General features: G+C 67.2%; 15 protein-coding genes. 8 read left to right on the top strand and 7 right to left on the bottom strand.

The window, feature by feature from the left end; all coding sequences use genetic code 11:
* Nucleotides 1-606: 606 nt before the first annotated feature.
* Complete coding sequence (locus tag P7D22_RS20325) at nucleotides 607-753, top strand: hypothetical protein (RefSeq protein ID WP_319936085.1); 147 nt, start codon at nucleotides 607-609, stop codon at nucleotides 751-753.
* Nucleotides 754-1,079: 326 nt separating this feature from the next.
* Here the strand turns inward: P7D22_RS20325 and P7D22_RS20320 are convergent, their stop codons facing one another.
* Complete coding sequence (locus P7D22_RS20320) at nucleotides 1,080-1,304, bottom strand: hypothetical protein (RefSeq protein WP_319936084.1); 225 nt, start codon at nucleotides 1,302-1,304, stop codon at nucleotides 1,080-1,082.
* Between the two features lie 22 nt (nucleotides 1,305-1,326).
* Between P7D22_RS20320 and P7D22_RS20315 the strand changes: the two genes are divergently transcribed.
* Entirely contained in the window at nucleotides 1,327-2,049 is a 723-nt protein-coding gene (locus P7D22_RS20315; RefSeq protein WP_319936083.1) for a hypothetical protein, read from the top strand.
* Nucleotides 2,010-2,594: a hypothetical protein gene (locus P7D22_RS20310; protein ID WP_319936082.1), complete on the top strand. Its 585-nt coding sequence runs from the start codon at nucleotides 2,010-2,012 to the stop codon at nucleotides 2,592-2,594. Before P7D22_RS20315 ends, P7D22_RS20310 begins: the two co-directional genes overlap by 40 nt.
* Here the strand turns inward: P7D22_RS20310 and P7D22_RS20305 are convergent.
* Nucleotides 2,591-3,382, bottom strand: coding sequence for a hypothetical protein (locus P7D22_RS20305; RefSeq protein ID WP_319936081.1), 792 nt, complete (start codon nucleotides 3,380-3,382; stop codon nucleotides 2,591-2,593). The genes P7D22_RS20310 and P7D22_RS20305 overlap by 4 nt on opposite strands.
* A 123-nt stretch (nucleotides 3,383-3,505) precedes the next feature.
* On the opposite strand from P7D22_RS20305, the gene P7D22_RS20300 reads away from it, so the two are divergent.
* Nucleotides 3,506-4,342 (top strand): transporter substrate-binding domain-containing protein, encoded by an 837-nt coding sequence (locus tag P7D22_RS20300; protein ID WP_319936080.1) that lies wholly within the window; start codon nucleotides 3,506-3,508, stop codon nucleotides 4,340-4,342.
* A 9-nt stretch (nucleotides 4,343-4,351) separates the two neighbouring features.
* Here the strand turns inward: P7D22_RS20300 and P7D22_RS20295 are convergent, their stop codons facing one another.
* From P7D22_RS20295 to P7D22_RS20275, 5 genes are all read right to left on the bottom strand, one after another.
* The gene (locus P7D22_RS20295) at nucleotides 4,352-5,269 is read right to left on the bottom strand and encodes a bestrophin family protein (protein WP_319936079.1); all 918 of its coding nucleotides are present in this window, start codon (nucleotides 5,267-5,269) and stop codon (nucleotides 4,352-4,354) included.
* 39 nt (nucleotides 5,270-5,308) lie between these two features.
* Complete coding sequence (locus P7D22_RS20290; RefSeq protein WP_442916124.1) at nucleotides 5,309-5,914, bottom strand: SCO family protein; 606 nt, start codon at nucleotides 5,912-5,914, stop codon at nucleotides 5,309-5,311.
* Between the two features lie 64 nt (nucleotides 5,915-5,978).
* Entirely contained in the window at nucleotides 5,979-7,067 is a 1,089-nt protein-coding gene (gene hrcA / locus P7D22_RS20285) for a heat-inducible transcriptional repressor HrcA (RefSeq protein ID WP_319936078.1), read from the bottom strand.
* Between the two features lie 39 nt (nucleotides 7,068-7,106).
* Nucleotides 7,107-7,766 carry an HAD family hydrolase gene (locus P7D22_RS20280; protein WP_319936077.1) on the bottom strand — a complete coding sequence of 220 codons (660 nt, stop codon included), beginning with the start codon at nucleotides 7,764-7,766 and terminating at the stop codon, nucleotides 7,107-7,109.
* A gap of 72 nt (nucleotides 7,767-7,838) precedes the next feature.
* Nucleotides 7,839-9,782 (bottom strand): putative bifunctional diguanylate cyclase/phosphodiesterase, encoded by a 1,944-nt coding sequence (locus tag P7D22_RS20275; protein WP_319936076.1) that lies wholly within the window; start codon nucleotides 9,780-9,782, stop codon nucleotides 7,839-7,841.
* Nucleotides 9,783-9,982: 200 nt separating this feature from the next.
* Between P7D22_RS20275 and purS the strand changes: the two genes are divergently transcribed.
* The 4 genes from purS (at nucleotide 9,983) to efeU (ending at nucleotide 12,169) form a co-directional block, all read left to right on the top strand.
* The gene (purS, locus tag P7D22_RS20270) at nucleotides 9,983-10,234 is read left to right on the top strand and encodes a phosphoribosylformylglycinamidine synthase subunit PurS (RefSeq protein ID WP_319936075.1); all 252 of its coding nucleotides are present in this window, start codon (nucleotides 9,983-9,985) and stop codon (nucleotides 10,232-10,234) included.
* Entirely contained in the window at nucleotides 10,231-10,914 is a 684-nt protein-coding gene (purQ, locus tag P7D22_RS20265; protein WP_319936074.1) for a phosphoribosylformylglycinamidine synthase subunit PurQ, read from the top strand. Before purS ends, purQ begins: the two co-directional genes overlap by 4 nt.
* Nucleotides 10,915-10,922: 8 nt before the next feature.
* Nucleotides 10,923-11,198, top strand: a complete 276-nt coding sequence (locus P7D22_RS20260) for a hypothetical protein (RefSeq protein ID WP_319936073.1) — start codon at nucleotides 10,923-10,925, stop codon at nucleotides 11,196-11,198.
* Between the two features lie 143 nt (nucleotides 11,199-11,341).
* A complete protein-coding gene (gene efeU / locus P7D22_RS20255) occupies nucleotides 11,342-12,169 on the top strand; it encodes an iron uptake transporter permease EfeU (protein WP_319936072.1) in 828 nt (275 codons plus the stop codon).
* The last annotated feature ends 105 nt before the right edge of the window (nucleotides 12,170-12,274 follow it).

The following is a 12,274-nucleotide window of genomic DNA, read 5'->3' as shown; positions in this document are numbered from 1 at the left end:
GCACGTCAGACCGCGCCGCCTGACTGCCGCGTCACCCAAATTCCCGCGTAGCTCGTGCGTGGGTTGGTGGTGAAGGAGGGGGAGCGGGACAGTGCGCGGTGGCGGCTGGCCTAACTTCCTATTTCTAACGCAAGTGATTCCGTGCATCGCAAGCGAGAGTTAAGCAAATGTCCCAAGCTGGTAGGTGTCGCGGTTATCGTGCCTAGCCTCTTTGGGGCCTGACTCCTCGCAAGCTGCGCATGCGGGCCAGTGTTTACGCTTTAGGGGATTGCTGCCGAACCGACCACCCGGGACTAGAGTTGATCGAGATACGGCAACATGGCGGCTTGCCCAGATCCTATGCAGGAGTTGGCAGGCCTACATTAAATCATTCACAGAGCCGCATAGCTGCCTTGCATGAAGAAGAAGCCCATGCTTTAAACCGCGCCTGGACAAAAAAAGAGCCGCCCGAAGGCGGCCCAAGTCTAGGGAGGAAACGCCCACTTAAGGGCCGCGACCGAAGTCGCAAAGAGACACTGCTCTCGCACTGCACAACTGTCTAGCCCCTAGCGGGGCTTTTTGTGTTGGCGCGTCAGCTTGGCGCAAGGTTTAAGAGGCGCGGACCTCATGTCCAACGTGAAGAAGGGCCAGCTTACCCCGGCACCTGTGCCGAACGTGCATCTGCGGCCCACCTACAAGTGGCTGTTCTGGAAAGCCGAGCGCTTAGCCGCGAAACGGGATGCGGCCGAGAGGATGAAGACTGTCGAGAGCTAACACTGCCGATCGGGAAACGGCGCAACGCCTTTTATCTCTCGGGCAAAGGCGTCCAAGGACGTCGAAAGCGTAGAGCCCCACCGATCCTTGTTCCAGGCTTGGTAACGCACCTCCCTGGATATAACTTCTACCACCCGACGAGTCTGCTGGCCGTTGGTGACGTAGCAACTTCCGGCAACCACAGCGTCAGGATTGAACCTCATGGTTGTCTCTCCATCACCCGGCCAAGGGTTCGTCTAAGCTCAACCGACTGCGCCGACAAGGCTTCGGAGCTTGCCGCCTAATATCGATCAGACCGGCAGCGCCTGTGGTTCGGGCCATGCCTGCTAAGTGAGACGCAAAAGGCCAGCAATCCGAATAGCGGCTTCTTCGGACTCAATGCGAGCGAGGATCTCGACCCCATCAGGGTCGCCGTGCTTCTGCTCGTAGAGGAAGTACCCGGCGGATGTCTGTGGATTGTGCCCGCATGCGAGAACCTTCCGCTTAGACAACGGCGCGATGCAAAGGCTTGCATCCTCACCCGTTTCCGCGCTCAAATAGAGTGCGTCCATCCCTGATCTCCTGAGCGCTTCCGTGGCCAAGCTGACTCACAAGATGCGCTCCAAGTGCGAACTTCGAGTTCGTGAGCTTGCGGATTATATGGCCGCATCTCAACAGGTTCGTCGCTCAGTTCTTCGCCGCTGCAAATATGCCAAGATCGCGCAGAGGGTTCAACATCGCGCGGCGCGCACCCTCATCTCTAATTGGCTTCGTGAAGGGAACGGCGATACGGCTGCATTGCTCCGCGCTGCGGAGACGCTTAGGTCGCAGATGGCGACTTCCGACTTCGAGGCCAATCAGAACGACTTCAACGCCGACTACATCGAGTCGTTTGTCGCCGCCTTCCCGGCCATGTCGATCCCCACATGCGAGATGATGCCCGTTCCGAGCCAGGGACGAATCAACATCAACGGAACCACCGTCGTCTATAATCCTGACGTGGCTGTGGCGCGCACGACGATCAGGAACACGCGCAAGGTGGGCGGGATCTTCCTGCGCTATGCGAAGAATGACGAGTTGCCAGAGGTTGCAGCAGGCTTCCAAAGCGCCTTTGCGTTCGGCTTCTTGAAGGCCAACCCATTCGAGCCCGAGGCCGAGCCAGAACACAAGCTGTGCATCACCATAGACGGAAACAGCGGCCGGGTCACAGAGGCGCCGAGCAAGGCAGGTTATCTTTGGAAGGAGATGGAGGCTGCCTGCGCCGACATCGCTGAGCGATGGCCATTGATCCAGCCGCCGCCAAATGCGGTGTTCTAGCCGACATGCCTGGCCAGAAGCCGAGTAAAGCAAACAAGCCCGAGAAGGTCAGCTCCACAATCCTCGGCGCCGCCGCCGAGCACTACGTGATGTGCCAGCTCCTACGGCGGGACATGATTGCGGCGCTGGCTCCGACTGGAGTGCCAAACTGCGACATCATCGTTTCCGACAAGCTGGGGAGCAAAGTCGCCGCCGTTCAAGTCAAGGCGCGTCGCGCGATCGGCGCAGACGGCGGGTGGCACATGAAAGCCAAGCACGAGACGATCTTCGCGCCTCTGCTGTTCTACTGCTTCGTTGACTTCGGCCTAGGCCTCAGCGACGCGCCACAGTGCTGGGTGATTCCGAGCACCGAAGTCGCCGAAGCAATCAGCCAAAGCCATGCCGTGTGGCTGTCGTCACCGGGCAAGAAGGGGCAAGCGCGTAACGACACGGAAATGCGCAGACTCATGCCCGATTACAGCCACCAAGGCCTAGGTCGGGGCAAGGGCTGGCTTGATCCCTACAAAGAGGCTTGGACACTCATAAAAGGTGCCGCTGCGACCTAGGTGTGTTTGCTACCTAATACCGGATAATCGAGCCGGTCGAGCGCCACCGTCAGGCGCACGACCTCGGCGGCTTCCCGGAACAACGGCACCACGACCGAATAGATCGGCAGCGCGGCGTCGTCCGTCACAGCCCCGGTCGCGACCGGATGGGCGGGGGCCGTCGCGGCGGCGAGCCGCACCGCGACGGCCAGCAGAAAACACCCCGAGAAGGCGAGCGCCAACACGGTCAGGCACAGGGCGGGCATCAGCACGGCCAGTCCACAGAGCCCGATCGCCAGCGTCGCCAGCACGCCGGCCTGCACAACCGTCAGGCCCGAGCGGGCCGACAAGGCGCCGTTCCAATCGGCAAGGCCGTGGCTCGCCCAATGGGCCACGATGCTGCGCCGATGCTGGCGGATCAGCGCTTCGAGCCGCTCCGGTGTCGTCAGTGCCAGCACGCCGCTGCCCTGCCCGGCGTCGCGCAACAGGTGCCGCAGCAAGGCGCCGGTGGGCGCCGCCAGCGCATGCCACCCATGGCGGTTCGGCGCCAGCAGCAACAAGCCGTGCCGCAATACGGCATCGAGCGTCGCGGCCGCGGCGGGCCGCAAGGGGCGTTCAGCGAAGTCGAGCCCGAGATGGGCCGCGAGGCAGCGGTAATAACGATCGGACGACATCAGGCCTTCGGCCATCAACAGCCGCTCGGGCGGCAACCGCAGGGTCGCGGCCCGGTGGGCGGCCTGCCGCAGCGCCTCGGGCGGCACGTGGCCGGGCGGGATGAAAGCGAGTTCGGCCGGCAGTGGCGCGTCCACGCCCGTCCACGGTTCTGACGCGTCGCCGCCGTCCCGGTTGGCCGAAGGGCCCATTGCGATCAGGCTCCCGCTTGCGCCATAGATGCATCCTCCAAAGCTTTGACGCCGAATGCGAGTCTTGTTTTGATCAACCGGGTCTTCCTGACCGCCCTTCTGGCCCTGATGGCCGGCACGGCCGTCGCGGCCGACAGCGCGGCCGTGTTCATTCCCGGCTTCTGGGACTCACAGGCGCCGTTGCGCAAGCCCGACCTCGAAGCCGGCACCCCGCTGCGCTTCGTAACCTCGACCGACTACCCGCCCTTCGGCTTCACAGGCCCGGACGGCACCCTCGCCGGCTTCGAGGTGGACCTCGCCCATGCGGTCTGCGACGAGCTGAAGGTCCCCTGCACCATCCAGGCCCGACCCTGGAACGACCTTTTCCCCGCGCTTGCCGGCCAGGAGGCCGACGCCGCCATCGCGTCGCTGTCGATCACGCCGGCCTCGCGCCGCTTGGCCGACTTCACCCGGCCCTATTACAAGACCCCGGCGCGCTTCCTGGTGCGGGCCGAAGCGCCGCCGCTCAACCCCACGCCGGCCAGCCTGGCGGGGCAGCGCATCACGGTTGCGGCCGGCACCGCCCATGAGGCCTACCTGCGCGCCTTCTTCCCGCAATCGATCATCGTCACCCTGCCGAGCCCCGAAGCCGCACGGGCGGCCCTGAAAAGCGGCCAGGCCGACCTCGTGTTCGACGACGGGGTGGGGGCCGCCCTGTGGCTCGGCGGACCGGGGGCGGCCGGATGCTGCGCCTTCCGGGGCGGCCCCTTCACGGAAAGCCGCTTCTTCGGCGAGGGCGCCGGCATTGCGGTGCGCAAAGGCGATGCGCCCTTGCGACGCGCGCTCGACGACGCGCTCGCCCGGCTGGCCCGCGACGGCCGCTACGCCGACCTTTACCTCAAATATTTCCCGATCGGGTTTTATTGAACGGGGCGCTCACAGCAGCACCTCGGCCACAGCCGCCACCTCGGCCGGCAGGTTGGCGTCGCCGAGCATCTCGCGGACGCTGATCTCGGCCGTGCGGGCGAGGGCATCGAGCGGCAGACCATTGGCGCCGCGCCCGAAAGGCGCTTCGAGTTCGTCGCCCAGCGCGTCGAGGCCGAAGAACGTATAGGACACGATGGCCACTGCGACCGGTGTCCAGCCGCCGGCCGCCGGCACCAGCCCGAACGGCAGCAGCAAACAGAACAGATAGGCCGTGCGGTGCAACAGCAACGAATAGGTGAAAGGGATCGGCGTGCCGCGCAGCCGCTCGGACGCCGCCAGCGTGCCTGAAAGCGCGATGACCTGAGCCTCCATGGTCATCGCGGTCTGGGCTTCGATGCGGCCCTGCGCCAGCCAGATCGCGATATCGGCCGACACCGCCCGCAGAATCAGGTTGGGCGCGTTGCGGGCCGCCCGCAGGCGGTCCCATTCGGGCTCCGGCAGGCAGGCCAGCGCCTCGGGCCCGAGCGGATCGCCCCGCAGCCGATCCCGGAGGGCATACAGGAAGGCCACCGCCCGCAGGGCGATCGGGCGCGCCTGCGCGACGTCGCCGTGAGCGCCGTACACGAGCGCCTGCCGGGTGAGGCTGCGGATGTCGACGAGGGACTGCCCCCAGATCTTGCGCCCTTCCCACCAGCGGTCGTAGCAGGCCGAGTTGCGGAAGCCGGCGAAGATCGACAAGGCGATGCCGATCAACGAGAACGGCAGCGCGGCCGCCGGCGCCGCGTTGATCCAGTGCCCGTCCTGCAGGGCCACGGCCAGGAACGACAACACTACCACGCCACCGATCCGCCACTTGATGCGCGGGATCACGGAGCCGCGCATCTGGAACAACAGCTGCAGGGTAGTCGGCTTGGTGCGGACGATCACGCCCGAGGGTTCCGTCGCCGATGAGGCGCGGTCATGAGCTCACAAGGAAGCGGCAAGGTCGGCGGCGGCCTTTTCGGGGGATTGGGACAGGTTGAAGCCATTCACGAAGCGGCCGTCCTTGTCCATCAGATAGACCAGGGCCGTATGATCCATGGCGTAGTCGCCCCCGGCGGTCGGCACCTTCTTGACGTAGACCTTGTAGGCACGCTCGACCGCCGCCACGGCGTCGGGCGATCCCGTCAGGGCCCGGATGCGCGGATCGAAGTTCGACAGGTAATCCTTGAGCACCGCCGGCGTGTCGCGCCACGGGTCCACCGTGATGAACAGGGCCTGGGCCTTGGCGTCTTGGCCAAGCACCCGGAACATGGCGCTGAGGTCGCTCAGCGTCGTCGGGCACACATCGGGGCAATGGGTGTAGCCGAAGAACACCAGCGTCGGCTCGCCCCGCAGCAGGGCTTCGGTCGCCGGGTGGCCGTCCTGGTCGGTCAGCGCAAAGGCGCCGCCGACCGCGGCCGGGCCGCCGAAGCCCGTCGAGCCACGGCCAGCGTCGCCCTGGCGCAAGACCATCACCAGGGCCGTGACCGACAGCACGAGCCCGATCACGGCGGCGATGCCGGCCAGCCTCAGAACGGATCGTTTGTCCATGCGGGCGTCGCCTCGGGGCTGGAACAACGGCAGCGTCGCACCACCGGCAGGCGGCCGAGCGGCGCTACACCCGGCCGATCACCTGGGAGATGACACGAGCCGTGTAGTCCACCATCGGCACCACTCGGGCATAGTTGAGGCGCGTCGGTCCGATGATGCCCAGGATGCCGATGATCTTCTGATTGCCGTCCCGGAAGGGCGTCGCCACCATGGCGGAGCCCGACAAGGAAAACAGCTTATTCTCGGCACCGATGAAGATGCGGACGCCCTCGCCGGTTTCGGCGCGGTCGAGCAGCTCGATCACCTCGGTCTTGGTTTCGAGGTCGTCGAACAACAACCGGATGCGCTCGAGCTCCTCGAGCGCCGTGAGATCCTCGAGCAGGTTGCCTTGGCCCCGGACGATCAGCCGGCGGTCGCCCGTCTCGAGGCTCGCCCAGGTGGCAAGGCCGGCATCGACCACCCGGTGGGACAACTCGTCGAGCTCGACCTGGGCGGCCCGACGCTCCGCCTCGATTTCGAGGCGGGCTTCGGGCAGGGTCCGGCCCCGGATGCGGGCGTTCAGGTAATTGGCGGCCTCGATCAAGGCCGACACCGGCAGGCCGGGCGGGATCGCGACGACGCGGTTCTCGACCGAGCCGTCCTCTGCCACCAGCACCGCGAGCGCCCGGGTGCCGTCGAGCCGCACGAACTCGATCTGCTTCAGGCGGTGGTTATCCTTGCCGGTCACCACCACGCCGGCGCCGCGCGTCAGGCCCGACAGGAGGCCCATGGCGTCCGACAGCACGCCATCAACGGTGCGGCCGAACGAGGCCGCCTGAACCTCGGCGTCGATACGCTGCCGGTCATGGTCGCCGAGGTCGCCCCATTCGAGCAAGGCATCGACGAAGAACCGCAGCCCCAGGTGGGTGGGCAGGCGTCCGGCGCTGGTATGGGGCGCGTAGATCAGCCCGAGGCCCTCGAGCTCCTGCATGACGTTGCGCACCGAGGCCGGCGACAAGCTCGTGGGCAGCAGGCGAGACAGGTTGCGGCTGCCGACGGGCTCGCCCGTGGTCAGGTAGCTGTCGACGATGCGCCGGAAGATCTCGCGCGATCGCTCGCTGAGCGAGGCCAGCGCCGTCGTGGCGGCAAGATCGGCGCGCGTGGGGAGGGACATGGGCATGGGCCGAGAGCTTGCGTCGGCACGAACACGGATTCAAGCGGCAAGAAGCCGGGCCGCCTCGGCCCAGTCGGCCGCGACCGCGACCGCCCCGGCGGCTTGCAGCACCGCCGCATGGCCCGGGCCGACGTGACCGCCGCCCGTAAATCCGAAGGCCGTCATGCCGGCCGCGCGGGCAGCCTCGATGCCGAACACGGAATCCTCGATGACGGCGCAGCGGCACGGCATAACCCCCATGCGGGCTGCGGCCAGCAGAAACAGGTCCGGCGCCGGCTTGCCGTGCAGAACGGCGCTGGACGAGAACAGATGCGGCTCGAACCAGGGCGCGAGGCCGGTCAAGGCCAGGCTGACGCGGATGCGCTCGGGCTGCGACGAGGAAGCGACGCAGCGCCGCAGGTCCGGCGGCAGGCTGCGGAGCGCGTCGACCACGCCCGGCATGGCTTCGAGTCCAGCCTCGAACAATTGCCGGGTGACGGGCCAAAGCCGCTCCGGCACGTCGGGCGGCACAGGATGACCGGTCGCCGCGCCGATGCGCCGCAACGCGTCCGCCTGCTTCATGCCGAAGCAGCTCATCACCAGATCGACGGTGGCCGGCACGCCGGCTTCGTTCAGCACCGTGTGGAGGGCCTGGAGCGCCAGGGGCTCGCTGTCGACCAGCACGCCGTCGCAATCGAAGATCAGGAGGTCATTCGGCATGCTGGCTCGCCCGGTCCCGTGCCGAACAAGATAGGCTTTCCGGCCCGGCTGGCCAGAACAGGCGGGACGCCGTCAGGCCACGAGGCTTCGCCGCAGGGGTGCCGGCGTCGCAAAGGGAAAGTCCGCGGTCGGCACCGGGCGGCCGAACAGCCAGCCCTGGCCGATATCGCAGCCGAGCTCGCGCAGCAGTTCGGCGACGCGCGCGGTCTCAACCCCTTCCGCCACCGTGGAAAGCCCGAGGCTGTGGCCGAGCCCCACCACGGCGGCGACGATCTTGCGGCTTTCATCGTCGTCCACCATGCCGCGCACGAAGCTCGCATCGATCTTCAGGGTGTCGAACGGCAGGCATCGCAGGTGCTTCAAGCTCGAATAACCGGTGCCGAAATCGTCGAGCGCGAGCTTGATGCCGTCGCAGCGCAGATCCTCGAGCAGGCGGCGCGCCAGATCGAGGTCGCTGACGAAGGCGCCTTCGGTGACCTCGAGCTCCAGGCGATGCGCCGGGAACCCCGTATCGGCCAGGATGCGCCGGATCAGCGCCGGCAACGCTTCGTCGCGCAACTGCAGCGGCGACACGTTGAAGGCGACGGTCAGGGGCTCCGGCCAGGCCAGGGCCGACAAGCAGGCGCGCCGCAGCAGCCGCTCCGTGAGCGCATCGATCAGCCCGAGCGATTCGGTGAGCGGGATGAACTCCGCCGGCGACACCCAGCCGTGCGCGGCATGGTGCCAGCGGGCCAGGGCCTCGGCGCCGATCACCCGCCCGCTTCCCAGCTCCACGAGCGGCTGGAAAAACGGCACGATCTCATCGGCCTCGATGGCGCGGCGCAGATCGGCCTCGAGCCGAACCCGCGCGCGGGCGCCAGCCTCCATGGCATCGTCAAAGATCCGGACGCGGTCGCCCCCGTCGGACTTGGCCTGCCGCAGCGCGATCTCGGCATGGCGCATCGCCTCGTCCACATCCGTGGCCGCAGTGGTCAACCAGGCGGCGCCGGCGCTGAGCGTCACCGCGATCCGGCGCCCGTCCTTCAAGGCGTGCGCGGTTCCAAGCGTCGTCACCAGATCCCGGAGCCCATGCTCGCACCCGAGGGCGCCGCTGCCGGTGTTCTCCACCACCACCGCGAATTCGTCGCCGCCCACCCGGGCCAACGGGGTGCAGGCCGGCACCAGCCGACGCAGCCGGTCGGCGACGCCCTGCAGCATGGCGTCGGCGGCGGTGTGGCCGAAGGCGTCGTTGGTGGCCTTGAAGCGATCGATGCCGATGATCAGCAGGGCATGCCGTCCCCCTGGGGGCAGCCGGTCCAGCTTGGCGCCGAGTTCGGTGCAGAACTGCCGGCGGTTGAGGAGCTGTGTCAGGGCATCCTTTGTGGCAGCGGTCCGCAGCCGGGCCCGGGTGGCGGCCGCCATCAGGGTGATGACGAGCAGCATGACGCAGAACCCGAAGGCGGCGGCCCGGACCCACAATTGCCGGTTGGTTTCGGTCGCATGGGCATCGGCGCCAACCCGGAGGTCATGTCCGAAAACCTCCATCCCGGCGTCGTAGACGTCTTGCAGGTAGCTGAATTCGGCCCCGTCGAGCAACGCCTGCGCCCCGTCGCACCGGCCTTCCCCGGCGAGCGCCAGGGCGCGGCGCTCCATCAGCCGGAGGTCTCGGTTCGCCTCGACGATGGTGCCGACCAGCGAGGCGCGGGTGCTGGGATCGGCGACCGACACGGCTTCGCCGATCGTGGCATCGAGGGTCGGTACCGCGGCTTCGAAACGCTCGGTCCAGCGCAGATCCCCGGTGGCGGCCCCCAACCGGGCCGCCAGGGTGAGGTCCTGGTCCAGAAAGGCGATCTGGCCGCGCAATTCGGTGGCCCGCAGGGCATGCTCGGCCGCAGCCCGCATGGTTTGACTCGACTGCAGCATGGTCCCGCCGAGCCAGATCAGCACGAGGCTCAGGCCCCCGGCGGTGATCGTGCTGATCGAAAGATCGACGAAGGTGCGTATCGTCGTACGGCGGAGGGGCCAAGGCGCTTGCATGGCGTGAAGGCTGCGTGGGGCGCCTTATCGATTGGTTGCCGCCAATGCCCCAAGGAACGCCTTTCCACCATGTCGGCCGTCCGGCTGCCCTTAGGCTTAACAAAGGGTGCGGGCACCGAAACGTCGCACCGCGCCCGAGCATTGCGTCGCCTCGCCGCCGCCGATACAAACGCCGCCACCGCCGCCGATCGAGACCGCCCATGCAAGCCCGCATCATCGTCACCCTGAAAACCGGGGTCCTGGACCCGCAGGGCAAGGCCATCGAAGGGGCGCTGAAGTCTCTGGGCCTGTCGGGGATCGAGGCGGTGCGGCAGGGCAAGCTGTTCGACGTCGAGCTCGGCGACACCGATCCGGCCGCGGCCCGCACCAGCCTGACGGCCGCATGCGACCAGCTGCTGGCCAACACCGTGATCGAGGACTACCGCATCGAAATCGACGGACAGCCGGCGTGATCTCGGCCGTCGTCACCTTTCCGGGCATCAATCGCGAAACCGATGTGGCCCGGGCGCTCACAAAGGGCGCCGGCCACGCCCCCGCCATGGTGTGGCACACCGAGACGACGCTGCCGCAGGGCACGGACCTGGTGGTTCTGCCGGGCGGCTTCTCCTATGGCGACTACCTGCGCTGTGGCGCCATCGCGGCCCGCTCGCCCGTCATGGCGGCCGTGCGGGCCCATGCGGCGCGGGGCGGCCTCGTGCTGGCGATCTGCAACGGTTTTCAGATCGCCTGCGAGGCAGGATTGCTGCCCGGCGTCCTGGTGCGCAATCGCAACCTGAAATTCCTGTGCCACTTCCAGCACGTGAGCGTGGGGCGGGCCGACACGGCCTTCACCCGGCGGTTCACGGCCGGCGAAACCGTGAAATTCTGCGTGGCTCATGGGGAAGGCAACTACACGGCCGATGCGGCGACGTTGGAGCGGCTCGAGGGCGATGGCCGCGTGGCGTTCCGGTATTGCGACCCCGAGGGCAACACGGCCGGCCTCGGCAACCCGAACGGCTCCGAGCGCAACATCGCCGGGGTGTTCTCGGCCGGCTTGAACGTGCTCGGGCTGATGCCCCATCCGGAGAACCTGATCGACCCGCTGGTGGGCGGCACCGACGGCCTCCGGCTGTTCGAGAGCCTCGCGGCCTGAACGACCTTTTGCGGCCGCCGGATCGCCGCCGCGTTGCGCGACGCTCGGATGTCGCGGCCGCCGCGTTAGGCTTCGGTGCGGCACTTTGCCTGGTGCTGGGCGGGCTGGCGGCTCTCGGGCTGCTGAGCCGGGCGCAATGCGGCGGCGAGGCGCGGCCGTTCCTCGGTTCGGGGCGGCAGGCCTTTGCGATCTACGGGTGCCTGCAGCGCGACGCCGGACCGCTGATCGCTCTGAAGAAACGGCTGGGCATCTACGATCCGGCTTGGAAGACGGTGATCAAGTGATCCCGAAGACCGGCCGAAGAACAAGGCCGCTCAATTTTAGATTACATTCGTTCTAAACTAGACTGCACCAGTATTCGTACGGCTCGCCTTGATCGGACCGGATCGATGACATAGAAACCGCGTGGCTCCCAGGAGGCTCGCAGGTGCTTGTTGCCTATCTGATCATGTTGCGGGAAGGCATTGAGGCCGCGCTCATCGTCGGCATCATCGCCGGCTACCTCAAACAAACCGGGCGCAGCGCTTGGCTGCCGTCCGTGTGGCTCGGCGTGGTGCTGGCGATTGCGATCTGTGTCGTGGTCGGCGTCGCGCTGAACTACACCAGTGGCGAGTTTCCGCAGAAGCAGCAGGAACTGTTCGAGGGTCTGGTGGCGCTCGCGGCCGTGGTGATCCTGACCTCGATGGTCTTCTGGATGAAGAAGGCGGCCCGCTCCATCAAGGCTGAGCTGCACCACTCGGTCGATGCGGCGCTGCGGCCGGGCACCGGCCAGGGCTGGGCCTTGGTCGGCATGGCGTTTCTTGCGGTCGGGCGCGAAGGGCTCGAATCCGTGTTCTTTCTGCTGGCGATCGTGCAGCAAAGCGAAGGCTGGAGCGTGCCGATCGGCGCCTTCCTGGGGCTGCTGTCGGCCGTCGCGGTCGGAGCCGCCATCACCTATGGGGGTCGCAAGATCGACCTGCGTCGTTTCTTCCGCTGGACCGGCGCCTTCATCATCTTCGTGGCATCGGGCCTGCTGGCCAGTGCGGTGCGGGCGTTTCACGAGGCCGGGTTGTGGAACGGGCTGCAGGATCGTGCCTTTGACCTCAGTGGCATCCTGCCGGCCGACGGCATCCTCGGCACGCTGCTGACCGGCCTTCTGGGCTACCAGGACGCGCCCACGGTGGGCGAGCTCCTGGCCTACACGATCTTCCTTGTGCCGGCGCTGATCCTGTTCTTCTCGCAACAGCGGCCCGTGGCGGCCCCCCGCATCGCCTGACGGAGTTCTTCCCGTGCTTCTGCCCCGTCGTATTCCCCTGCTGGTATCGTTTCTGCTGGTTGCCGCGGTGCTGCCGATGGCAGCCCGGGCCGACGACGTCCCGAC

The organism is Lichenihabitans sp. Uapishka_5 (assembly GCF_033947565.1).
GTDB lineage: Bacteria > Pseudomonadota > Alphaproteobacteria > Rhizobiales > Beijerinckiaceae > Lichenihabitans.
Note: the sequence above shows the minus strand (reverse complement) of the source record. Positions and strands in the feature narration are given on the sequence as shown.